A 22,634-nucleotide genomic window follows, 5' to 3' on the forward strand; every position below is an offset into this window, starting at 1 on the left:
ATACATTAAAAAAAATTAATCAAACCATATTCATATATAAGTTATTCTGATATGATATTTTCGCGCGTAATGTTCACTATATGAATATTATGATGTCTTATAACAAGTATGTGTTGTAGTAATTTTCGACTTCATACTCACTCTGGATGTGATAAGGATAATTTATGTCAGAGAAAAAGCTGGATAGCCATATTCCTGATGATGGTAACGAGTATTTATTTACGGATACATTCCCAAAGGGAACGGGAAAAGGATTGATCGTGGTCGCCATTGCGGCAATCATTAGTTTTATTATCTACAGTGTATTGCCATTTGAGGTCAGTGCCAATAAAGGGCTAGCAATGCTGTTTTTTATCGGCGTGTTATGGCTCACTGAGGCGATACATGTCACTATCACTGCAATCTTGGTGGTTGTGGTTGGAACATTAATTGGCATTCCTGATTTTAATGCTGAAGTCGGTCTGCAAAGCTTCGCTAGTCCCATTATTTATCTCTTCTTTGGTGGTTTTGCCTTAGCAGCCGCATTACATGTACAAAAACTTGATAGAAAGATTGCACTAAAAATCTTGTCCTTATCAGGGGGTAAGCTAAGTACCGCGGTCTTGTTGATTTTTGGCGTGACTGCGTTTTTGTCCATGTGGATCTCAAATACGGCGACAACGGCAATGATGTTACCGCTTGCACTCGGTATTTTGACGCAAGTCGATAGTAAAGAAGATCGCGGTACGTTTGTGTTTGTACTACTTGGTATTGCTTATTCAGCAAGTCTCGGTGGTTTGGGTACGATTGTCGGCTCGCCGCCAAATGCAATTGCCGCAAAAGCATTGGATATTGCGTTTGTTGATTGGATGAAGTTTGGTATTCCAATGATGCTGATACTATTACCAGTACTGTTGGGTGCGATGTATTTGTATCTAAAGCCGAACCTAAACCGCACGATGACCTTGCAACAGGATGAGAACATCCATTGGACCAAGCCGCGCGTATTGACAATTGCCATTTTTGTTATAACAGCAGTCAGCTGGATACTGTCTAAGCAAATTGGTGCTGCAGTTGGTATCGAAGATACGGATGCCGTTATTGCATTACTTGCAGCAGTGGCGGTCGTGAGTTTGGGTCTGGTGTCTTGGAAACAAGTATCAGACAACACGGATTGGGGTGTATTGATGTTATTTGGTGGCGGTATTGCGCTATCAAATATTCTAAAAATATCAGGCGCATCATTAGTACTAGGCGAGACGGTTGCTAATGGCTTACAAACTGCACCACTATTGGTCGTAATGCTTGCAATCTCAGCTTTTATTATTTTCTTGACAGAGTTTGCATCAAACACCGCATCAGCCGCGCTCTTAGTGCCTGTGTTTGTGGCAATTGCAGAGCATATGGGTATACCGAGCGAAGTCTTAGTACTTATTATTGGGATCGGTGCGTCTTGTGCCTTCATGCTACCTGTTGCCACGCCGCCAAACGCTATCGTGTTTGGTACAGGTTTGATCAAGCAAACAGAGATGGTGCGTACAGGTGTTATCCTCAATATCATCTCTACTGTTATCGTTGGGTGTTGGGCGTATTTTTTCCTACTATAAGTCTAACGAACCATTAGCATTACCATAATAAATAGAACCTGATGTCCCAATATTAATGAGGCATCAGGTTTTTATTTTTTATACTCTATTCATTTATCACATCATAACTTATGGGGATAATAGACCGCATGATACCCTCTAGCTGTAAGACTCTCATTACAATCGCTGCTATTTCAGACATTCATAGCAATGTCTTTGCGCTTGACGCTGTGCTTGGCGATATCAAAAAACGCGGTGTCAATCAAATCGTCAATCTTGGTGATATTTTGTATGGGCCGATAGCGCCTAGGGCGACCTATGAATTATTAATGGCACATCGAGATGATATTATTACCATTCGGGGTAATCAAGATAGGCAGATTTATGAAGCGACTGAAGCAGAAATCGCTGATAATCCAACGATGGATTTTATTGTCAGTGATCTTTCTAAAGACGCAATTGAATGGCTGCGCGCTTTACCGTTCGATTGTCATTTAAGTGAGTATATTTATCTTTGTCATGGGACGCCAACCGATGACATGGTATATTTGCTTGAAGATATCGCAACAGGCGCACCGACAGTACGTAGCGACTCGAACATCTTGTCATTATTGAATGGTATCGATAGCCCTGTCATTGTCTGTGGACATACGCATATTCCACGTACAGTCACACTGTCATCAGGGCAAATGGTTATTAATAGTGGTAGCGTTGGTTACCCAGCTTACGAAGATGATTTGCCGATTATTCATAAGATGCAAACGTATTCGCCTCATGCCAGCTACGCGCTTATAACCTGTATAGAAACGGCGCAAGGTAAATGCTGGCAGACTGAGCATATTAAGGTCGCTTATGATCATGAAGCAGCAGCAGAACTGGCGCTCAAAAATGGACGTAGAGATTGGGCATTTGCATTGAATACCGGGCGGGTATTGTAATAAGACGCGCTCGATATTATGCTCAATTAAAACTAGCTACAATGAAAAATTTATCAGGACTACGTTATATGCTCACTCTATATATGGCTCAACTTGGTGGCCGTCCCAAAGGTCGCTTGATTGAACAGCATGACATCTTTTTTGGTGTGGCCAATCACGTCAGCGAGCTGGTAGAGGATATCAATCAGCATTGGCCAGAAGTCAAAAACAAATGGCACATTGATTCATATCGAGCGATTACTAAGGTTGATGGCTATGCGATTAAACTGGTTGAGTCAGATAAACAAGTAAACAAAGAGACTGACTTAAAGCTGTTTTTTATCAATTTGGGCGGCTATCAGCAGGGTAGTTTTGAAGAGTTTCATTATAAATTGCTTATTGTTGCCACCAGTCAGGCACAAGCCATTAAGCAAGCAAAGCAAAGCGAGTTTTATAAACAGTTCACCTTTAAAGATAAAGACTCACCTTTCGACGCTGCCTCTCATATCGATGATAAGTTTGAGGTCGATATAGATGATATCTATAACGTGAATGATTTGCTCTCAAATGTTCAGCTGTTGATTGAGCCTATCGTTGATGCAGACGGTGTCGATATCAAAGAGGACAAAAAATACGTGGGTTATCTGAGTATTAAAAATTTAAGGAAATTATCCTGATATGTCACTAGATATGTATTATAAAAGTGGTCTAATCCGCAAAGCGCGCTGTCAGATATCTGATGACCTACTACCTACGCTTTATCAAATCCATGATAACGCAAAATTTCCACGATTAACGTGGTTAATTGACAATATTTATGAAAACCCGCAGATTCATCCTGACGTAGCGAAAGAGTTAGCTAATGAGATGTTAGGGTTTGAAAAATTGATACTGTCACTACATCTTCCTTTTCCTAGGCTGGCACTGCAAAAAATGCACACCTTTTTTGTGGGGGCTGCGACTAACCAACAGGTTATTTATACTGTTAGTAATTAGTTTTCTCATTTAGACCATTTCTATGCCTTTAATGATATGAAATTTAATATTTATGGACTAAGTGTATCTTCGTTTAATACTGCTTATGGGATAGAGGCGTTATTGTCCTCATAACTACCTTGAATCACCCTGCATTTGTCTCCATAATCTAACCACTTATACATAATAAATAGCCTAAGTAAATATGTCTGATACTTTTGAGAATACCAGTCTAAAAACATCTACTGTAGATGAAACTAACAGTGCAAAGCGACCAGCGGAATTACTGAGTGATTTACCAGTGCTTGCCAAAGACAGCTATTACTTAAGCCGTCTCGAACGAGAGCTGGCGCGCGCTGCTGTGTCCAAAAATAAAAAATCCAATGATGTTTCTGAGCAAAAAAACAATCACGACGATGTCCTTGCCAAGAAGCGTGCCCAATACGACAAGATAAAAACGCGCTCTCAGGAAGCAGTGCAGGCACGTATTGATAGTATCCCAAGCGACTTACCTGCCAAATTAAATCTTGATTTGCCTGTTAGTCAACGCGCGGAAGATCTGGTACAAGCAATCATTGATAATCAAGTGATTATCGTGGCGGGTGAGACAGGTTCGGGTAAAACCACGCAGTTACCTAAGCTTGCCATGCTGGCAGGACGCGGTATTACTGGACAGATAGGGCACACGCAGCCAAGACGACTGGCCGCGCGCAGTGTCGCGAACCGTATTGCTGAAGAGCTGGGAGAGCCATTAGGTAATACCGTCAGTTTTAAGATTCGCTTTAATGAGCAAGGCTCAGCGCAATCTGTAGTCAAGCTGATGACTGATGGTATTTTGCTCGCTGAGCTTGGTCATGATCGTTTTTTAAGTAAGTACGATACGATTATTATCGATGAAGCGCATGAGCGTAGCTTGAACATCGATTTCATCATGGGTTATCTCAAAAAGATGTTACCCAAGCGTCCAGATTTAAAAGTCATTATTACCTCAGCGACTCTCGATACCAAGCGCTTTAGTGAGTACTTTAGTCGTTACGATGCAAAATTAAAACGGCAAGTTCCTGCACCTATCTTTAATGTCGAGGGACGCAGTTTTCCGGTAGAAGTTCGTTATCGTCCGCTGACGGATGAGCCAGTAAACAGCTCAGAAGATGACAGCTATGACGATTTTGAAGAGAACCTGCCGCGTGCTGTGGTTGCTGCTGTCGAGGAGTGTTTTAGCGACGCGCAAAATAAGGGTCATGCCGATCAAGCAGATATTCTGATATTTGCCGCGACTGAAGCAGAAATCCGTGAAATGCAAGAAGTGCTTGAGCGCCATGGTCCACGTCATACCGAAGTGTTGCCACTGTTTGCACGGCAGACGTATGAAGAGCAGCAGCGTATCTTTCAGCCATCAGGTCGAGGTCGACGTATTGTCATTGCGACCAACGTTGCGGAGACGGCGTTGACCGTACCGGGTATTCGCTATGTAATTGACTTGGGATTTGCGCGGATTTCGCGTTATTCGTATCGCTCACGTGTGCAGCGTCTACCGATTGAGGCGATTTCGCAAGCGGCTGCCAACCAGCGTAAAGGTCGTTGTGGCCGTGTCGCTCCGGGTGTTTGTATTCGCCTATATTCTGAGGAGGACTTTAGCGGTCGTCCTGAATTTACTGAGCCTGAAATTCTACGTACCAACTTGGCATCTGTGATATTGCAGATGGCAAACCTGCGATTGGGCAGTGTCGATGACTTTGAATTTATTGAGCCGCCTGATAGCCGCTTGGTTACGGATGGTCATAAATTGCTTGATGAGCTGGGGGCAATCACTTCCAAAAAGGACATCGCTGCTCAAGACAAAAATAAACAACCAAAACGTCAAAAAGGACTCGATCACCTGCGCTTGACAGTGACTGGTCAGAAAATGGCACGTATGCCAATCGATCCAAGGCTGGCACGTATGCTGGTGGCTGGTTCCGACTTTGATTGTATTCGTGAAATGCTAATCGTTGTGGCAGCGCTTGCTGTACAGGATCCACGAGAGCGTCCTGCCAATAAACGTACGCAAGCGGATCAAAAGCATGCGGTCTTCCGTCAAGACGACTCTGACTTTTTGTTTTATTTAAGTCTGTGGAAAGCACTGTTTGAAAAAGATGAAGACGGCAACAAACTGTCTGGTAATCAGCGTAAGCAGTTTGCGAAAAAGAACTATCTGAGCTTCCCGCGTGTCCGTGAATGGCACCAGACACATCGTCAACTGGTACAAATGGTGACTGAGCTTAAATTGACAGATGCCAATGACTCACAAGCGTCTGATAAAAATGTCGCTAAGAATGACCCAACTGCGATTGAAGATGAAGAACTAAAAGCCGTCAAATATGCCAATTTGCATAGAGCATTATTGACGGGTCTATTGTCTATTATTGCGCATAAAACCGAAAGTCGCGGTGAGTATTTGGCGGCGCGTCAGCAAAAAGCCAAGATATTCCCAGCGAGTACGGTGTTCAAACAAATACCGCCTTGGGTGATGGCGTTTGAGATGGTTGAAACCTCGCAAGTCTTTATGCGTACCGTTGCCAAAATCGAACCCGAGTGGATTATCTCAGCGGCAGGCGACTTGCTTAAATATCACTACTTTGAACCACATTGGTCCAAGAAAACAGGACGGGTCAAAGCTTACGCGCAGATCAGCCTATTTGGTCTGATTATCATCAGCAAACAGCTGACCAATTATGAGCAAGTAAACTTGGCTGAATCACGAGAGATTTTCATTCGTGATGGTCTAGTGACTGGTAACTTCGGTCGCAATGCACCATTTTTGCAGCACAATATGGACAAGATTGCTCATGTTGAGCGCATCGAAGACAAGCTACGTCGCCGGGATCTATTGGTTGATGAAGAAACGCTATATCAATTCTATGATAAAAAGATTCCCGAGCACGTCGCCAGTCGCAAAACGTTTGAAGATTGGCGGGCAGAGGTAGAAAAAAACGATGCTAAGTATTTGTTTTTTACCGATGAAGATGTACTTACTAGTCAAGCACCGACCACGGGCGACTTCCCAGAGGTATGGAAGCTGGGCGATCTAAAACTGCCACTGCGTTATGTCTTTGATCCAGCAAGCGATGATGATGGCGTGACCATACGCGTACCGCTTGCTGCATTACCACAGCTCGACGCGATTGAGCTACTATGGGGTGTACCAGGTTGGCGCTATGAGTTGGTGCTACAGTTGCTCAAATCATTGCCAAAAGATATCCGTCGTCAGATCGTCCCGATACCTGATACCGCAGATAGTTTGTTTGATGAGTTGCAGCAGCAAGGTGGACAAGGGCTGTTAAAACAACTGTGCCAAGCGCTCAATCGCCGCGGTATCATGTCGGTGACGCCGGAGAGCTTTAGCCCTTCTACGATTGACCGTTATTTGCAGCCACAAATTTGTGTGGTCGATGACAAAAACCGCATTATCGAAAAAGGTCGTGATCTGCAAACGCTACAGATTCGTCATGCCTCCGAGACCAGTCAAGCGGTGAATGAGCAACAAGGCGCGCATACTGAATTCCCTGAGCATTTTGCCTTTAGCAAAAACCATCATAGTGCAGGCGTGGTCATGAAGCAGTTTGCGGCTCTCGTTGCTGATGAAGCAGGCGAAGCGGTATCGATTCATCAGTACACCGATGTCAATGCAGCACTACAAGCGCATCGTATCGGCGTATTGACCTTAATTAAAGGCAAACTTGGCGCGAAGAAAAAACAGCTCACCAGTCAAGTAGATAAAATATTTAAACTGGCTTTTGCACCACTTGGTGATATGGAAAAGCTAAAGACAATCGTCATTGATGCCACATTGGATGCTACGCTTGAAGAGCATTATGTGTTATTTGATCATACCGAGAGCCTGCCTGAGAGCGCTGACGATATCGCAGTTGGATTGAGCGAGGAGTTACCGTTTACGCCTGAGGAATATGCACAGACGCTAGAAGTTGTGTTAAATAACTTCTTATTGACTGGTCAAAGCGTCATAAAAACGCTGAAAAATGTTTATACGCGCTGGCAGCGTATTCGCCAAAGTCTATTGATGTTGGACCGCGAGATATTTGGAGAATCTATTGATGATATCGAAGACCAATTAGAAGATTTGTATTTGGCTGATTTTGTTTATCGAATGGATTATAGTCATTGGCAGCAGTATCCACGTTATCTTGAGGCACTAGAGATTCGCTTAGAGCGTCTTGAGCATAATTTGGATGCCGACCTCGACGGTGTCTACGCGCTTGACTTGCATATGGAGCGATTGGCAGGGCGTGCGGACAAAGAAGCCATTAGCGAATATCGCTGGATGGTGGAGGAGTATCGTATCCAGCTATTTGCTCAGCCAATGAAAACTCGTATGGCAGTTTCGCCCAAGCGTCTTAGTAAAATGTGGGACAAAGTGGGCTAGAACCAAGAGTTTTTTTGAATGTTAAGGCCAGATTAGCAACTGCTGATCTGGCCTTTTATTTAAGTAGGTTTTAATGACTCATCTTTTCTGTGAGCACGCCCATACTATAAAGCATGAAAGCAATCAATGTCAGTGCTACGATAAATGGTGTGAGTATCCAAATCACCACATTAATCAGAATTGACGGCAGCAATCCATTAAATAGCTCGAGATCTGGGGTAAAAAAATCTGTCATCACATCCACTGCACGCTTGGCGATGGGGAAGAGTAGAGTGCTAAGGGCTAACATATAGATATATTTGCTAAAGCCTGGGTCACTCATGACGACCATAAAATAGAACACTGAAAAAAAAGTGATACCTAGCGCCCAGCATTTGAGAGTGTAGCTTAAACGAATCATGTCATTTCCTCCCCAAGCTTTTCGATAAACATACGTAAAGAAAACTACGCTATATATCCAAAATTTTGAATATATATTATATGTTATAATACGAATATATTGGTGAGTCAACTGTTTTTTTATTCAAATAACAAATTTCTTTTGGCTAAAAAATAAGAAAATATAGAGATATTTTAAGTAGATATTTGCCTTAAAACCTATTTATAGTCAATCCTCTATGAAACAGTTATAGCGTTAACCTCACTTGAAGTATCACATATACATCTGCGCTCGGTTGCCTTGTATCTCTTTTAGACTGAATTAACTATATCAGTAGATATCTCGATACTCAGATGAGCTCTTGTAGACACAAGATAACAGCGCTAGAAAGTACTCGAAGGATAGTTGATCAATCACTAATCTGTGGCGGTAAATAAATGATCAATTCATTGAATCGTTCTGTAAGTATGCTGCAGAGATGGTTTTGCTCTAAAGGCGTCATATACCTCACGTTGATAAGCGCTTGAAGTTGGTCAAGATAAGGGAGGTAGGCCTGATGTTGAGTCTGTTATGCCAAACTCGATAAGTCTCAGAGTTACCATCACAACGATAATAAAATCTTGCCACTATAGGTATACATGATGAGGCAGTTATCACATTAGCTCACTGCTTGGACTGACTCCAAACAGCCGCTTGTATTCCCGGCTAAATTGACTGGGGCTTTCATAGCCAACTTGCATGGCTATTTGCGATATTTGTGCTCCTTGCCCGTGTATCTTAATCAATCGTTTTGCTTCCATTAATCTTAAGCTTTTTTGATACTGTAGTGGACTCAACTGGGTGATTTCTTTGAAGTGCTGGTGAAACCCTGAGACACTCATACCACATCTACTGGCTAGACTCTCTACCATAATAGGCTCATTTAAATGTGACTTGATCCAGTCAGTGGCTTGGGCAATACGGTGTGTATGGCTACCATCAACGACCAACTGCCTAAGCTTGTTACCTTGCTCCGCTGAGAGTAGTCGATAATATATTTCTTGCTGAATCAGTGACGCCAAAAATTCAATATCGTTTGGATAATCAAGCAAGCGTATCAATCGATCAAATGCCGCCATTATTGCATCATCTAACGGCCACTTTATGCCTAAATGACCATTTGCTGTGGGTGTTTTAGAGGGTGTTTGTGCCAATATCTCCCTAATCATGGCGAGATTTAATTTCATAGATAAGACGATAACAGGATTCTCTACTGAGGCATGTTTTATATGCATGCTCAGCGGAATATTGACAGGACAAAACATCAAATGGCTATTACTGAATCTTTGGCAGTCTGCTCCTAAGTAAATCTCACGCTCGCCTTGCAAGACAATGCAGATGCTTGGCTCTTGGATATAGCTAACAGCTTTGCTTGGTTTATCGGCACAGTAAAAAAATAGCCCTGAGACAGCAGATTCGAGGGTTTGATTCCTAGGCAGTATATTAAGAAGTCGGTCTATGGTTTCTTGATTCATGAGGATAGCTTGTGTTATAAGACTGACTGATAGTATAAAAATTTATAGGATTAGGCAAGAGTTATAGAGGTCTGTTCTAACGGATAACTGCCAGCGATTCTATAATAGTCTTATCGCAACAGCGTAAGCACAACCTCTAATAATATAGATAAGGAATTATAGATCATGAAAATATTTTATAAAACACGCGCAACTGCTACTGGTGGACGTTCTGGCCATACTGGGTTAGACGATGGTTCGTTAGGATTTGACTTGGTATCTTTTCAAGAACAAGATAAAGAAGGCGTTAACCCAGAACAGCTTTTTGCCATGGGTTATGCCGCTTGTTTTGATAGCGCTTTGAGCATGACAGCACAGCACATGAAATTGCCTGTTACCGCTTCTAAAACCTCTGCCCAAGTCGGTATCGGTATGAAAGCAGATGGTAGCTACAACTTGGATATAGAGTTGCACGTTGAAGTATCGGGTGTTGACGAAGCGCAGGCACAACAGTTGATCGAAGCCACACATCAGGTGTGCCCATATTCTAATGCCACTCGTGGCAATGTAGATGTCCGCTTAGAAGTGAACGTTATTTAAAGGCTTTTAGCTTTTACTGGTAGCGAGCGAATCATTAATTCAATATGATAGCTTACACAAAACCGCCCCGATTTTTATAAATCAGGGCGGTTTTATGCTATCTAGTAGAATAGAATAGTAGCGCGAAACTTTTGTCATTAGCCGAGCTAGTGATAGAGCATCATAAGTAATCACCGTACTAGGGCGTGTCCCTAATTCAAACGTTTATTACCATTTTTAAAGTAGTGACAAGCCCTAGGCTTACACTTTTTTATTTAAGGTAAAGACCAAGACTGCACCTAAAATGACTGCACTGGCAATAATAAATGGTAACGTTAATTGCTCAGATAAAAATATCACGCCTAGTACAGTCGCAATCACAGGCACGCATAGCTGAACAATAGCCGCTTGCGTGTTCTTTAATAATGGCATTGCAGTATACCAGATACTGTAGCCCATCCCTGATGCGATCGCTCCTGACGCACAGGCAAGCAATATCCCTTCGCTGGTAATGCTTTCTAAGCTAATGTTTTTTAAGCCCATTTCATCCAGATACATTAGGCCCACCAGCAGTAGTATCGGAACGGCTACCAAACTTCGCACAAAATTAAACCCTGTCGCTCGTAGCGGTGAGATGCATGATTTACCGCGTATGCTGTATACTCCCCAGGCTATACCGCTCATAGCCATTAACGCTGCCGCCAATGTCGACGGCATGGCAGCTGATGGCAACATCAGATATACAAACCCCGCCACTGCAACGACAAACGCTAACCACTGTAGTGTGCTGAGCTGTTCTTTTTTGTAGATACCCCAGCCAATCATCGTCAGCTGAACCGCCGAAAACAAAATCAATGCCCCAGTGCCAGTATCAAGCTCTACATATGCAATCGAAAAACATAACGCGTAAATGACCAAGCTGACACTACTGAGCCAACTACCTTTGTCATTTAAGATAGCATCAATAGAAGGCTTGTCAGCGGCGAGTGCTTGACGCTGTAGTCTGTAGGCGTGAATCGTCATGATAAACACTAAGCAGACAGCCGCACTGAGCAGACGAATGACCGTAAAGCTCCAAGCATCTATATAGCCTTCTGCTAGTGCCATCCGGCAAAACAGGGAATTTGCGGCAAATGCGATCAACGCAATAATAGTATAAACAGTAGCTTTCAAAAATAATTCCTACAATGAATAAGGGAGCATAAAATCAGCAGGCATAGGATTTTAGTTTTGGGTCTTGAGATACGCTGTTATAACGAACGCTTATTTCTTAGCAAAGATAATAGATTCATAACTGATTAATTCAATTTATGGTTCGTAGGGCAACCCTCACAGGACAGGATATTCTGTCGTACTTATGGCAAAAAGTCTCTTTTAAATCAGAATAACGATAGTTGTATTGACGATAAGGTCTAAAAATAGGGATGATGTGCGTCCGTCGTATCAAATGAACTATTAGAACAACATTCATTAAACACAATACATCAGATAAATAAATTGGAAACGAGAATATGGATTGGGCAAGTATTTTTATTTATGACACAACTTGGTTGTTTGCCGTAGAAATTTTAATACGTGTCACTGTAATGTTTGTATTAATTATCACATTTTTACGATTTACTGGTAAGCGGGGTGTCCGTCAGCTCTCTATTTTCGAACTGACCATTATCCTATCACTTGGCTCTATTGCAGGTGATCCTATGTTCACCGAAGACCTGCCCATTATCCAAGCGGTACTGATCATGGGTTCAGTCATTATTCTTTACCGAATCTGCACATGGGTTATGATGAAATGGCAGCCTTTTGAAGACTTGTTGGAAGGCAAATCACTTTATATCGTAGAAGATAGCATGCTGGTATTGGATAAGATTAAAAAAGGCAAAATGTCACACGATGAATTTTTTGCTGAAATGCGCCAACAAGGGGTTGAGCATTTAGGGCAAGTTCGTGTCGGTCTGCTCGAAGCTGATGGCAATTTTAGTATTTTATTGCACACCTCTGAAAAAACAGACTACGGGATGCCGCTTTTCCCCAAGCAATACCAACCGGTCGAGCAAGTAGAAGCAGGGGTTTACTATGCTTGTATGTATTGCGGTTACGTTGATGAAATCTCTGACCCTAATCAATGCTGCCCACGCTGCGAGGATAATTGCAATAACTGGGCTAAAGCGTTAAACAATCAGATAGTCAAGTAGTGTAACGACTAGGCTAATATAACGATAATGCTGCCTTATCAACTAAGCTAAGGCAGCATTATTTCAAACTATTATCAGTTTATGTGGCTTTCTTCATACAGCGAGTGGCTTATATCACTTATGTAACTTTGTACCAGTCGAGTTTGCGAGTCATCACCATGACGCAGGCAAGTACCATAAAGCAGAATATCGCGCCCAGTAATAGATTGAGATCTTCTGTACTTAGAATGCCGAAAAAGGCAGCATATAGCCCGGCGAGTGTTGCGGTAAAGATTAAAGCCCGTTTCAAACCGCCAAATATATAGTAGCTATACCAACCAATAAGTCCCACGCACGCGCTAGCGGCTATAGTATATGCTTGCCAAAAGACGATTTGCTCAGCAAGTGGTAGCAATAGGACATAAAAAACAAATAACGCGCAGCCAACGAGCAGGTACTGAATAGGGTGAATGCGACTGGATTTAAGCACTTCAAATAAAAAGAAAGTGCCGAACGATACCAAAATTAATAGCAGGGCATACTTCATGGTTCGTTCAGTTTGTAGGTAGACATCATTAGGACTCGCGAAACTAACTCCAAAGCTGTTTAGCAGAAAGCTTTGATTGCTACCAGCTACCGCCGCACTGTCTGCTGTCATCCCTCTTGATGAGTCAAACGAATTAGGGTTGTACGACTGGCTATCGGGATTGAGAGTGGGTTGATTGATGATGGTGCAGTAATGATTAGGCGTGCTGATACATTGGGAGAGAGATTGATTGTTGGCGACGGTCAGATACTGATTTTGCCAACTGGCATCAAACCCTTCATCGGTAATACTTTTAGTGTTTGGTAGCGCCTTGCCGATAAAGTTTGGTGTTTGCCAATCACTGTGCATAGACAGCGTAAAGTTCTGCCCAGTAGGCACCGTCGTCAAATTGCTAATACCAGATAAGGGCAAATCGATCGTAATCTTGAGCGTTTGATTGTCTTTGGGGTTAGATGGTTGGCGATCTACCTCTGATTTATCTGGGTTTTTATCCATTGCGCCTGTGGCAACGAGGGTCTCTTTATTCTGCTGGCTAGTAGGATTGATTAATTGAGCCAATACGTCTTCAGGAATATTGACTTCAACATAGGTCAAGTTCTCTATCATTGGTATCTGAGGATAGCTCGCTGCAATCGATTTTTGATTGATTGTGACGGCAGGCAGGGTAGCGACACCGCGTAAATCAGACACAGGAATGATCAGTTTTGCCTTATTCCAGTGGGTAATGGTTTTGGCTGGCTGTGTCTTATCTGCATTAGAAGATATACCGACTGAATCTGCATCATCGTCAATTGTAGTGCCAGCCTGATCTAAATTTTCTAAAGTATCTGCAAACGTATAACTCTGATCGAATGTCAGCTGACCATTATAGCTAGTAGCACTATAGATACCGCGCTTATAAGTGTCTGTGCTTACTTTTAGGTTTTGTGCAGCCTGCGTCTGAGAGGCAAAAATCGTCTCAATCTTCGAGTATGACGGTTCACATTTGCTATTTACATTTGGCGTATCAGATGCATTTGCCTGACATGCTGGTGTGACTGTCGTAGGGATGGCGATAAATGGATTAATGACTTCTTGTGGATTGACATGCTGCTGAGTGATTTCTTTTATCACTGACGCTGCGTAGTATTGCCTCTCATATATGATATCGCTAATCATAGTGAGTCCAATCGAAAAGACAATACAAAGTACTACAATGATGGATAACTTAGTCAATAATGTTTTTTGCATGTTGTCGCCTCCTACGTGTCTTTAATCCACAGCTGCAGAGATAGCAGGCTGTGGCTTTAAAAAACATCATAGGGAGGGCATAAAGAGAAAATGTGCAGGAACTATGAAAAGAGTGTGAAAGGGTAGGTATCAGGATTTTTGAGTCAATATTTTTGAATCAGTGTTTTTTGAGTATTAATGCTTTTTGGTATCGCCAACGACTTTATCCATAATAGCGAATAACAAGCCAGACAATACAAAGGTCATGTGAATAACAACTTTCCACATGAGCTTGTCAGCATCAAGTTCACTCATATCACTGGAGATATCCATAAAGGATTTCAGAAGATCAATCGCCGAAATAGCGACAATCGCTCCGATGACTTTTAGTTTTAAGCCTGAGAAATCCACCTTTCCCATCCAGCTAGGACGATCATCATGGGTGCCAGTGTCGATTTTTGAGACAAAAATTTCGTAGCCACTGAATATAATGATGAGCAATAAGCTGGCAACCAGCGAGATATCAACCAATACCAGTATGTCTACGATCACGCTGGCCTCAGAGGCTATAAAAATATCAGCGAACATATACCATAGCTTTTGGACAAACTTAATGAATAATAAAATAATACCTAACACCAATCCTAGATAAAAAGGTGCCAGTATCCAGCGGCTATTAAATATGGTTTTTTCTAAGTAAAGCTCAAACTTCTTTAGCATGGGTATCTCTTCAGTTTCAAATACAAAAAATTTTTAAAGATATAAATATAGGTAAGTTTATGGGCATTATTAAATCTAGCTTTAGTCGTTCGATATGTTGGCTATATCAGTAAGCTGCGCTACTACTTGCCGGATACGTTCTTTTCTATCGCCACTAATACGCTGAAAAGGTTTTTGATGCTTGTTTAATTGACTGGCAAAATAGGCGCTTATCTCATCACGTTGGTGCGGACTGTCTCGCAGGTCATCAGCCACCCATGGTATATCAACCTCAGTTAATAGTACCAAGTCATAATGATGCGCCAATGCTGCTTGCTCAAGAGCGGCAGGGCAGTCGCCATAATACCAATGAGAGTAGACCATCAGCTCAAACAGACTGGTATCACAAAACAAATAGCGGTTTTTATCAGACGTTTGGGTGACTTGTTTGGCCAGTTTGTTCTCTGACGCTATCTGACCTTGTGCGATAGGTAGCAGGTCATCCCATGTACAAGTCAGCTGCTCATCATCCCACTTCGCTTGCAAGTAAGTACGCATATATTCTGACACCCACAGACTATCGAAATGCGCTGCCAAATCACGGCATAGGGTCGTCTTCCCCGTACTTTCTGCGCCCAAAACCGCGACAGTAATGACAGATTCAGGCGTATGCTGCTTGAGGTTGTATACGGTAGCGTCGTTGCCATTCATAATATGCCCAGATTGCGATGAGAGTGAAGACTACATATTGTAGCGCGGTAAAAGTAAAGCCTTTATAAAAGTATAGTGGTACCGATATCGCATCAGCAATGATCCATAGTATCCAATGCTCAATTTTGCGCCTTGCCATAAGCCACATTGCCATTAGAAACAAAGCTGTAGTGAGCATGTCGGTATAATCAACCCAAGTGAATAAATGCACACCAAGAACGGCACCATCAAAGCTAAAGCCATTATTAATCACTGGACGGAAATAATATATCAGCGCCACAAACGACATGGTTCCTACTGCCAAAGCAGACAAGATAGGTATATCGCCTGCATGTAAGTGCTCAATACGGACGTTGTTTGACTCATGAGTCTCTATAGACTGATTCTTTTTGTTTTTTGACCAGTTAATCCAACCATATAAACTCATCACCGTATAGTAGGCATTGATGAACATATCGCCAAACAGCTGCCACTTCCATAGTAAATACACAAATATAGCAGTGCTGACCAGACCGATAGGGAAGACTAATATATTGGTTTTGCTGGCAAGCAATACGCTAACCACACCAAAGATAACGGCAATCAGTTCAAGAATGATGAATATCGTAGAGTAGTCCGCATATTGACCAAATAACCAGTTGAGAAGTTCTGCCATTAGCATTCCTAAGTGTGAGCGTGTATCAATGTTCTGAATAATTAAGATAGTTCGATGAATAATACAGAATAAAATGATGTCAATTATAACGTAGCTACCGCAAAAGGACGCCAGTCTTTGCTAATTTATGGCAAGAAACAGATTATTTGTAACAAAGTATTAGAAAAATTATAATATTCAGGCATAATAAACACACTGATTTTAAGTTTACAGTTATTCACTGAAACTGAATGGCTATTATTTTTCACTTTTATGCTTATTCCAAGCACCACAGTAGTAGACAAGGAAGCGTATCATGACGACTTGTATCACAGGCACAGGCCTATATATCCCACCTTACAGCATCAGTAACGAAGAGTTAGTAGAATCATTTAACCAGTATGTTGAAAATTATAATGCAAAGCATGCTGATGAGATAGCAGCAGAGACTGTTACAGCACTTCAGCCTTCTTCAGCCGCTTTTATCGAAAAAGTATCTGGGATCAAATCACGTTATGTGATGGAAAAAGACGGTATTTTAGACCCTGAAATCATGGCACCAGTTATTGCCTATCGTAACTTAGGCGAAGAGCTTTCTGTGATGGCAGAAATGGGCGCGGCTGCGTTAAAAGATGCATTGGCTGATGCTGGACTTGAGGCCAACGATCTAGATGGTATCATCCTTGCTTGCTCAAACTTTCAGCGTACGTATCCAGCGGTTGCCATCGAAATTCAAAATGAGATTGGGATGGTTGGCGGGTTTGCTTATGATATGAACGTTGCTTGTAGTGCTGCAACGTTTGGTTTATCGCAAGCGCATGGCTCTATCGTTTCTGGTCTGGCTAAGCGTATCGCTGTGGTTAATGTTGAGATCACTTCAGCGCATCTAAACTGGCGCAACCGTGACAGCCACTTTATCTTTGGTGATGTGGCGACAGCTTCTATTGTTGAAGAATTAGACACACCAAAGGGTTATGAGATTCTAAACGCTAAACTGTTTACTCAGTTTTCGACCAATATCAAAAACGAATATGGCTTTATGGATCGCTCAGAGTATCTAGCCGCGCAGACTGAAATGTATCCAGACATCAAAGCGCCGGTCACTGATAAACTGTTTTTGCAAAATGGTCGCAAAGTATTCCGTGAAGTCTGTCCAAAGGTATCTGAGGTTATCACTGAACATCTACAAGAAAATGATATACCGACCTCTGATGTTAAGATGATGTGGCTACATCAAGCTAATGCCAATATGCTAGATTTGATTTTACGCACTGTCATCGGTAAAGAAGCAGATAAAGCGATTGTTCCAAGCGTCATTGCTGAATTTGCTAATACCAGCTCAGCAAGCCCTATGATTGTATTCCATCGCTATAAAGATGAGCTGGCATCAGGTGATTTGGGTGTTATTTGCTCATTTGGTGCGGGTTACTCTATTGGCTCAGTATTGGTTCGCAAAGTCTAACGTCTCAATACGACACCTTTATATAGATAAAAATAGCTGAGAGTCTTCTTAGCTATTTTTTTGTCTACTAATCTTGATATCAGAACCAAGTATCTTTATTTAAGAATAAGTAGAGATATTTGAGAGTATAGTGACAAGATTGCTCAGAATATTGAGAAGAATGATTAGAGGTTTTAATTTACCCCAAAAAATTTGCTATAATCACGGGCTTATTCCTCTTATCCAATTAAAAGTCCTTTTATGAAAGAATCCTTACGCCTGCGTTTAGACCAGATGGTAGACCGTTATGAAGAGGTCACCGCCTTGTTATCCGATCCTAGTGTCATCAGTGATAATAATAAATTTCGCGAATTGTCTGTCGAGCACAGCGACTTGATGGATATCACGACCTTATGGCAGAACTATTTGGGCGCAGAAACGGATCAGGCCGACGCTGAGGCGATGCTAGCTGACGCGACAGATCCTGACATGAAAGAGATGATGCAAGACGAAATTGAGACGGCGCGTGATACCATCATAGAGATGGAAGAAGCGCTTAATGTCATGATGCTACCAAAAGATCCTAACGATAAGGTGCCAGCATTCTTGGAGATTCGCGCAGGTACGGGCGGCGATGAAGCAGCGATTTTCTCTGGTGACTTGTTCCGTATGTATCAAAAATACGCGCAGAGTCAAGGTTGGACACTAGAAGTGCTCTCTGCAAATGAAGGTGAGCATGGTGGTTATAAAGAAATCATCACTCGCGTGTCGGGTAATAGCGTATATGGACGTTTAAAGTTTGAATCTGGCGCTCACCGCGTACAGCGTGTCCCTGAAACCGAAAGCCAAGGTCGCGTGCATACGTCAGCTTGTACGGTTGCGGTCATGCCAGAAGTTGAAATCGATGATACCGTTGATATCAATCCTGCCGATATCAAAATGGATACTTTTCGCTCAAGCGGTGCGGGTGGTCAGCACGTGAACACCACTGACTCAGCCGTACGTTTGACGCATATTCCGACGGGTACTGTGGTAGAGTGTCAGCAAGAGCGTAGTCAGCACAAAAACCGTGCGCATGCGATGAAAATGCTGGTCTCTAAAATCCAGCAAGCCAAAGTGCAAGCGCAGGTCGACGTAGCGGATTCTATACGTCGTGACTTGGTCGGTAGTGGCGACCGCTCAGAGCGTATCCGTACTTATAATTTTCCACAAGGTCGTATGACCGATCACCGTATCAACTTAACGCTATATAAGCTTGACTCTATCATGGAAGGTGATTTAGATGAGATTCTTGATGCACTGTTACGTGAGCATCAGGCTGACTTGATGGCCAGCATCGGCGGTGACTAATTGTTTTCCAATAGTCAGTAAGTCCATATCTTAAAGGTAAGAAAAATTATGAATAATCGCTTAGCTTTATTTTTTATGGGTTTGTTTTCCTTATTATTTATATCTGCCTGTCAGACACCAGCAATGACAGAAGAACAAAATAATGCCAATTCTGCATCCAAAAGCGTAGAGATGCTGGCAAAAGAATGCCTTGTAAAAGGCGGTGAGTACACCAAAGAAGGTCGACTACAAGCCTATCGCTGTGTACAACAGTTTTCAGATGCAGGAAAATCTTGTAGCGACAGTTCTGAGTGCCAAGGCAAATGTACCAATTCGGACACTGCTATTGAAGCTGGCACGGCAAACGTAACCGGAACCTGTGCCACCAATGATAACCCTTTTGGTTGCCGTCAAACTATTGAGGGCGGCGTTGCTAAAGGATTTTTGTGCGTAGATTAATCTTATAAATTTTTAAATATAAAAACTAACTTATCAACATTTGAGAGTGTTATGTCAAAAGCCAATAATCAAAATCAAGACCAAACTCCAGTGCAAGATACCAATGAGCTGATTGCACAGCTGCAAGCCAAGCTAGACGATATCAGCGCATCAGGAAAACAGCCGTATCCGAATACTTTTAAACGTACGGATTATGCGCAAGATTTGCAAACGGCTTTTGATGGTGTGTCAAAACAAGAAATCGAAGAAAAAGTCGCGAATGGTGAAAAGACACAGGTAAATGTGGCAGGTCGTGTCATGCTCAACCGTGGCTCATTTATCGTAATTCAAGACATGACGGGCCGTATCCAGTTATATGTGGCACGTAAAGAGCTTGATGACGAGACGCGTGCAAGTATTAAGTCGCTAGATTTGGGTGACATCGTTGGTGTTTCAGGATATATCGGCCGCTCGGGCAAAGGCGATTTATATGTGCATATTGAAGAGATCACGCTGCTAACTAAATCGCTACGCCCGATGCCAAACAAATTCCATGGCCTAGCAGATGTAGAAGCGCGCTATCGCAATCGCCATCTTGATTTGATGACCAATGAGACGACTCGTGATACTTTTATGGTTCGCAGCCAAATCGTCAGTGGCATTCGTCAATTTATGCTTAATGAGCGTTTTATGGAAGTTGAAACGCCAATGATGCATCCGATTCCAGGTGGCGCAGTCGCTCGTCCATTTGAGACACATCATAATGCTTTAGACATGCCATTGTATCTACGTATTGCACCTGAACTTTATCTCAAGCGCTTGGTCGTTGGTGGGTTTGAGCGCGTATTTGAGATTAACCGTAGTTTCCGTAATGAAGGTGTCTCAACTCGCCACAACCCAGAATTCACCATGATTGAGTTTTATCAAGCTTATGCTGATTATCATGATTTGATGGATTTGACTGAGCGTATGTTCAATCAGTTGGCAACTGACGTATTGGGCACGACAGAGATTATCTATCAAGAAGAAGCCATCAGTCTAAAAGCACCGTTTGCTCGTCTATCTATGTCTGATGCGATTGCCCAATATGCTGAAGGCTTTGATATGAGCCGCATTGATGATCGTGAGTATTTGGCTGATTATGTCGCTAACACGCTCAAGCAGCAAGTGAAAGACGTGTTTGGTGTGGGTAAGCTCAAAACCATCATCTTTGAAGAAACCGCCGAGCATCAATTGCGCCAACCAACGTTCATCACTGAGTATCCAGCTGAGACATCACCACTTGCGCGCCGTAGTGATGACAATCCTGAAATTACCGATCGTTTTGAGTTATTCATTGGTGGTCGTGAGTTGGCGAATGGTTTTAGCGAGCTTAATGATCCAGCGGATCAGGCGGAGCGCTTCCGTGGTCAAGTTGCTGAAAAAGACGCAGGCGATGATGAAGCGATGCATTTTGATGAAGAATATATCGAAGCCTTGTCTTATGGTCTGCCGCCAACAGCAGGCGAAGGTATTGGTATTGATCGTCTAGTGATGCTGTTTACTGACTCAGCCAGTATCCGTGATGTGATTTTATTCCCACACATGCGCCGCAAAAATGATTAATGAGTCGTTAAACAAAGTCGCTTATTAAGCGCGGCTGAGTCATAATCAAATCAGCAAGAAGCCAGACGAATGCGCTGGCTTTTTGCTATAATAAATACCGAAAAACCGTATTAAAAATAAGAATATTAACCACTTGGCACAATGGATAGCTATGTCGCAGCAATATCAAGTTTTAGCTCGCAAATACCGACCCAAAAACTTTCATGAGTTGATTGGGCAGACGCATGTCTCGCAAGCGCTGATTAATGCGATTGATTATAACCGCCTGCATCATGCGTATCTGTTTACTGGTACCCGCGGTGTGGGTAAAACAACGATTGCGCGTATTTTATCTAAATGCTTGAACTGTGATACGGGTATTACTAGCACACCGTGCGGGGTTTGTGATAATTGTGTGGCGATTGATCAAGGGCGTTTTATTGATCTTATTGAGATTGATGCCGCCTCTCGTACCAAGGTTGAAGACACACGCGAGTTGTTAGACAACGTTCCTTATGCGCCAAGCCAAGGCCGTTATAAAGTTTATTTGATTGATGAAGTGCATATGCTGTCGACCCACAGCTTTAATGCGCTTCTCAAAACGTTAGAAGAACCACCTGAGCATGTAAAGTTTTTGCTAGCGACCACTGATCCACAAAAACTACCGATCACGATTATTTCGCGCTGCTTGCAGTTCGTACTGCGTCCACTACCGCAAACGTTACTTAGCGAGCATTTAGCAAATATTCTAACCCAAGAACAGGTTGGGTATACTCAGCCTGCCATTTGGCAGCTGGCAAGTGCTGCTAAAGGCTCTGTGCGTGATGCTTTATCCTTGACAGATCAGGCTATTGCTTTTGGTCAAGGCGCATTGGATGATGCGACTGTCAATGCGATGCTTGGTCTGATCGACGCCGCTGACTTAGTACGTTTGATTACAGATATTTATAATCACGACAAGTCTGCCGTCGCGGCTCATATTGAGCAAATGCGTGCGCAAATGGTCGATGCGACTAGTATGTTTGATGGGCTTGCTGAACTGTTACATCAATTGGCATTGACCCAACTGTTGCCTGAGGTCGCTCTCAACGTCAATGAGGCGCAGGCAAAAGATATTTATACGCTTGCCCAGCATATCAGCCCTGATGTCTTGCAATTGTATTATGAGATTGTTGTGCAGGCACGTGAGGGTGTCAAGCTTGCTAGTACGCCTATGCAAGCGCTTGAGATGTGTATTTTGCGATTACTAGCATTTCGCCCATTGCCTGTCGATGAGGTGTTGAGTAACACTTATGATAGTAAGGTTCCTTCTACAGAAGCGGCAACTATAGAGCCGACTACTTCGATACCGCCTTCAAATGCTATTACGCATGAAGCGTCAGCGCCGTTACAGCCTTATGATATTGACTATCAAGTGCAAAATCATGATGAATTACAAAGCCCCATTTATAATGACAGCTTCAGCATAGATGACTCTATTGGACAAAATAATAGCGTAGCACACTCAGCTACTAGTCCTGAGCCAATTGTTGAGCCT

The 22,634-nt window shown here is 42.6% G+C and carries 19 protein-coding genes; 12 read left to right on the top strand and 7 right to left on the bottom strand.

Translation table 11 applies throughout. The features are described 5' to 3' along the window. The first annotated feature begins 164 nt into the window (after positions 1 to 164). From I3255_RS07370 to hrpA, 5 genes are all read left to right on the top strand, one after another. On the top strand, positions 165 to 1,586 hold the full coding sequence (locus I3255_RS07370; protein WP_238038244.1) for a DASS family sodium-coupled anion symporter: 1,422 nt from the start codon (positions 165 to 167) through the stop codon (positions 1,584 to 1,586). A 128-nt stretch (positions 1,587 to 1,714) separates the two neighbouring features. Then, positions 1,715 to 2,503, top strand: a complete 789-nt coding sequence (locus I3255_RS07375) for a metallophosphoesterase family protein (RefSeq protein WP_238038245.1) — start codon at positions 1,715 to 1,717, stop codon at positions 2,501 to 2,503. 68 nt (positions 2,504 to 2,571) lie between these two features. Beyond that, on the top strand, positions 2,572 to 3,159 hold the full coding sequence (locus tag I3255_RS07380; RefSeq protein ID WP_238038246.1) for a DUF1543 domain-containing protein: 588 nt from the start codon (positions 2,572 to 2,574) through the stop codon (positions 3,157 to 3,159). A gap of 1 nt (position 3,160) precedes the next feature. After that, a complete protein-coding gene (locus I3255_RS07385; protein ID WP_238038247.1) occupies positions 3,161 to 3,478 on the top strand; it encodes a hypothetical protein in 318 nt (105 codons plus the stop codon). A 184-nt stretch (positions 3,479 to 3,662) separates the two neighbouring features. Further along, a complete protein-coding gene (gene hrpA / locus I3255_RS07390) occupies positions 3,663 to 7,880 on the top strand; it encodes an ATP-dependent RNA helicase HrpA (protein WP_238038248.1) in 4,218 nt (1,405 codons plus the stop codon). A gap of 70 nt (positions 7,881 to 7,950) precedes the next feature. Here hrpA and I3255_RS07395 read toward each other — a convergent pair whose 3' ends face one another. Together I3255_RS07395 and I3255_RS07400 are read right to left on the bottom strand one after the other, a co-directional pair. Next, positions 7,951 to 8,280: a hypothetical protein gene (locus I3255_RS07395; protein ID WP_238038249.1), complete on the bottom strand. Its 330-nt coding sequence runs from the start codon at positions 8,278 to 8,280 to the stop codon at positions 7,951 to 7,953. A 632-nt stretch (positions 8,281 to 8,912) separates the two neighbouring features. Next, complete coding sequence (locus tag I3255_RS07400; protein WP_238038250.1) at positions 8,913 to 9,773, bottom strand: AraC family transcriptional regulator; 861 nt, start codon at positions 9,771 to 9,773, stop codon at positions 8,913 to 8,915. A 165-nt stretch (positions 9,774 to 9,938) separates the two neighbouring features. Between I3255_RS07400 and I3255_RS07405 the strand changes: the two genes are divergently transcribed. After that, complete coding sequence (locus I3255_RS07405) at positions 9,939 to 10,352, top strand: organic hydroperoxide resistance protein (protein ID WP_238038251.1); 414 nt, start codon at positions 9,939 to 9,941, stop codon at positions 10,350 to 10,352. 240 nt (positions 10,353 to 10,592) lie between these two features. Here the strand turns inward: I3255_RS07405 and I3255_RS07410 are convergent, their stop codons facing one another. After that, on the bottom strand, positions 10,593 to 11,504 hold the full coding sequence (locus I3255_RS07410) for a DMT family transporter (protein ID WP_238038252.1): 912 nt from the start codon (positions 11,502 to 11,504) through the stop codon (positions 10,593 to 10,595). A 338-nt stretch (positions 11,505 to 11,842) separates the two neighbouring features. Here I3255_RS07410 and I3255_RS07415 point away from each other — a divergent pair, with 338 nt between their 5' ends. Beyond that, on the top strand, positions 11,843 to 12,526 hold the full coding sequence (locus tag I3255_RS07415; protein WP_238038253.1) for a YetF domain-containing protein: 684 nt from the start codon (positions 11,843 to 11,845) through the stop codon (positions 12,524 to 12,526). 118 nt (positions 12,527 to 12,644) lie between these two features. Here I3255_RS07415 and creD read toward each other — a convergent pair whose 3' ends face one another. From creD to pnuC, 4 genes are all read right to left on the bottom strand, one after another. Then, the gene (gene creD, locus I3255_RS07420; RefSeq protein WP_238038254.1) at positions 12,645 to 14,282 is read right to left on the bottom strand and encodes a cell envelope integrity protein CreD; all 1,638 of its coding nucleotides are present in this window, start codon (positions 14,280 to 14,282) and stop codon (positions 12,645 to 12,647) included. A 174-nt stretch (positions 14,283 to 14,456) separates the two neighbouring features. Further along, the gene (locus I3255_RS07425; protein WP_238038255.1) at positions 14,457 to 14,981 is read right to left on the bottom strand and encodes a TIGR00645 family protein; all 525 of its coding nucleotides are present in this window, start codon (positions 14,979 to 14,981) and stop codon (positions 14,457 to 14,459) included. Positions 14,982 to 15,062: 81 nt separating this feature from the next. Then, entirely contained in the window at positions 15,063 to 15,671 is a 609-nt protein-coding gene (locus tag I3255_RS07430) for an ATP-binding protein (protein ID WP_238038256.1), read from the bottom strand. Then, positions 15,622 to 16,326: a nicotinamide riboside transporter PnuC gene (gene pnuC / locus I3255_RS07435; RefSeq protein ID WP_238038257.1), complete on the bottom strand. Its 705-nt coding sequence runs from the start codon at positions 16,324 to 16,326 to the stop codon at positions 15,622 to 15,624. The genes I3255_RS07430 and pnuC overlap by 50 nt, the downstream gene beginning before the upstream one ends. A gap of 295 nt (positions 16,327 to 16,621) precedes the next feature. On the opposite strand from pnuC, the gene I3255_RS07440 reads away from it, so the two are divergent. The 5 genes from I3255_RS07440 to dnaX all read left to right on the top strand — a co-directional run. Next, positions 16,622 to 17,767 (top strand): beta-ketoacyl-ACP synthase III, encoded by a 1,146-nt coding sequence (locus I3255_RS07440; protein WP_238038258.1) that lies wholly within the window; start codon positions 16,622 to 16,624, stop codon positions 17,765 to 17,767. Positions 17,768 to 18,007: 240 nt separating this feature from the next. Then, positions 18,008 to 19,096: a peptide chain release factor 1 gene (gene prfA / locus I3255_RS07445; protein ID WP_238038259.1), complete on the top strand. Its 1,089-nt coding sequence runs from the start codon at positions 18,008 to 18,010 to the stop codon at positions 19,094 to 19,096. Between the two features lie 48 nt (positions 19,097 to 19,144). After that, a complete protein-coding gene (locus tag I3255_RS07450) occupies positions 19,145 to 19,534 on the top strand; it encodes a hypothetical protein (RefSeq protein ID WP_238038260.1) in 390 nt (129 codons plus the stop codon). Between the two features lie 51 nt (positions 19,535 to 19,585). Beyond that, positions 19,586 to 21,118 (top strand): lysine--tRNA ligase, encoded by a 1,533-nt coding sequence (lysS, locus tag I3255_RS07455; protein ID WP_238038261.1) that lies wholly within the window; start codon positions 19,586 to 19,588, stop codon positions 21,116 to 21,118. 151 nt (positions 21,119 to 21,269) lie between these two features. Continuing rightward, on the top strand, positions 21,270 to 22,634 hold a 1,365-nt coding region (gene dnaX / locus I3255_RS07460; RefSeq protein ID WP_238038262.1), incomplete at its 3' end, for a DNA polymerase III subunit gamma/tau.

This window comes from Psychrobacter sp. Ps6, from assembly GCF_022129235.1.
In the GTDB taxonomy this organism is placed as follows: domain Bacteria; phylum Pseudomonadota; class Gammaproteobacteria; order Pseudomonadales; family Moraxellaceae; genus Psychrobacter.

What these genes read in the sequence shown, in the direction of transcription:
- I3255_RS07370 (WP_238038244.1), top strand. Translation starts at nt 165, where the DNA reads ATGTCAGAGAAAAAGCTGGATAGCCATATTCCTGATGATGGTAACGAG.
- I3255_RS07375 (WP_238038245.1), top strand. Translation starts at nt 1,715, where the DNA reads ATGATACCCTCTAGCTGTAAGACTCTCATTACAATCGCTGCTATTTCA.
- I3255_RS07380 (WP_238038246.1), top strand. Translation starts at nt 2,572, where the DNA reads ATGCTCACTCTATATATGGCTCAACTTGGTGGCCGTCCCAAAGGTCGC.
- I3255_RS07385 (WP_238038247.1), top strand. Translation starts at nt 3,161, where the DNA reads ATGTCACTAGATATGTATTATAAAAGTGGTCTAATCCGCAAAGCGCGC.
- hrpA (WP_238038248.1), top strand. Translation starts at nt 3,663, where the DNA reads ATGTCTGATACTTTTGAGAATACCAGTCTAAAAACATCTACTGTAGAT.
- I3255_RS07395 (WP_238038249.1), bottom strand. Translation starts at nt 8,280, where the DNA reads ATGATTCGTTTAAGCTACACTCTCAAATGCTGGGCGCTAGGTATCACT.
- I3255_RS07400 (WP_238038250.1), bottom strand. Translation starts at nt 9,773, where the DNA reads ATGAATCAAGAAACCATAGACCGACTTCTTAATATACTGCCTAGGAAT.
- I3255_RS07405 (WP_238038251.1), top strand. Translation starts at nt 9,939, where the DNA reads ATGAAAATATTTTATAAAACACGCGCAACTGCTACTGGTGGACGTTCT.
- I3255_RS07415 (WP_238038253.1), top strand. Translation starts at nt 11,843, where the DNA reads ATGGATTGGGCAAGTATTTTTATTTATGACACAACTTGGTTGTTTGCC.
- creD (WP_238038254.1), bottom strand. Translation starts at nt 14,282, where the DNA reads ATGCAAAAAACATTATTGACTAAGTTATCCATCATTGTAGTACTTTGT.
- I3255_RS07425 (WP_238038255.1), bottom strand. Translation starts at nt 14,981, where the DNA reads ATGCTAAAGAAGTTTGAGCTTTACTTAGAAAAAACCATATTTAATAGC.
- I3255_RS07430 (WP_238038256.1), bottom strand. Translation starts at nt 15,671, where the DNA reads ATGAATGGCAACGACGCTACCGTATACAACCTCAAGCAGCATACGCCT.
- pnuC (WP_238038257.1), bottom strand. Translation starts at nt 16,326, where the DNA reads ATGGCAGAACTTCTCAACTGGTTATTTGGTCAATATGCGGACTACTCT.
- I3255_RS07440 (WP_238038258.1), top strand. Translation starts at nt 16,622, where the DNA reads ATGACGACTTGTATCACAGGCACAGGCCTATATATCCCACCTTACAGC.
- prfA (WP_238038259.1), top strand. Translation starts at nt 18,008, where the DNA reads ATGAAAGAATCCTTACGCCTGCGTTTAGACCAGATGGTAGACCGTTAT.
- I3255_RS07450 (WP_238038260.1), top strand. Translation starts at nt 19,145, where the DNA reads ATGAATAATCGCTTAGCTTTATTTTTTATGGGTTTGTTTTCCTTATTA.
- lysS (WP_238038261.1), top strand. Translation starts at nt 19,586, where the DNA reads ATGTCAAAAGCCAATAATCAAAATCAAGACCAAACTCCAGTGCAAGAT.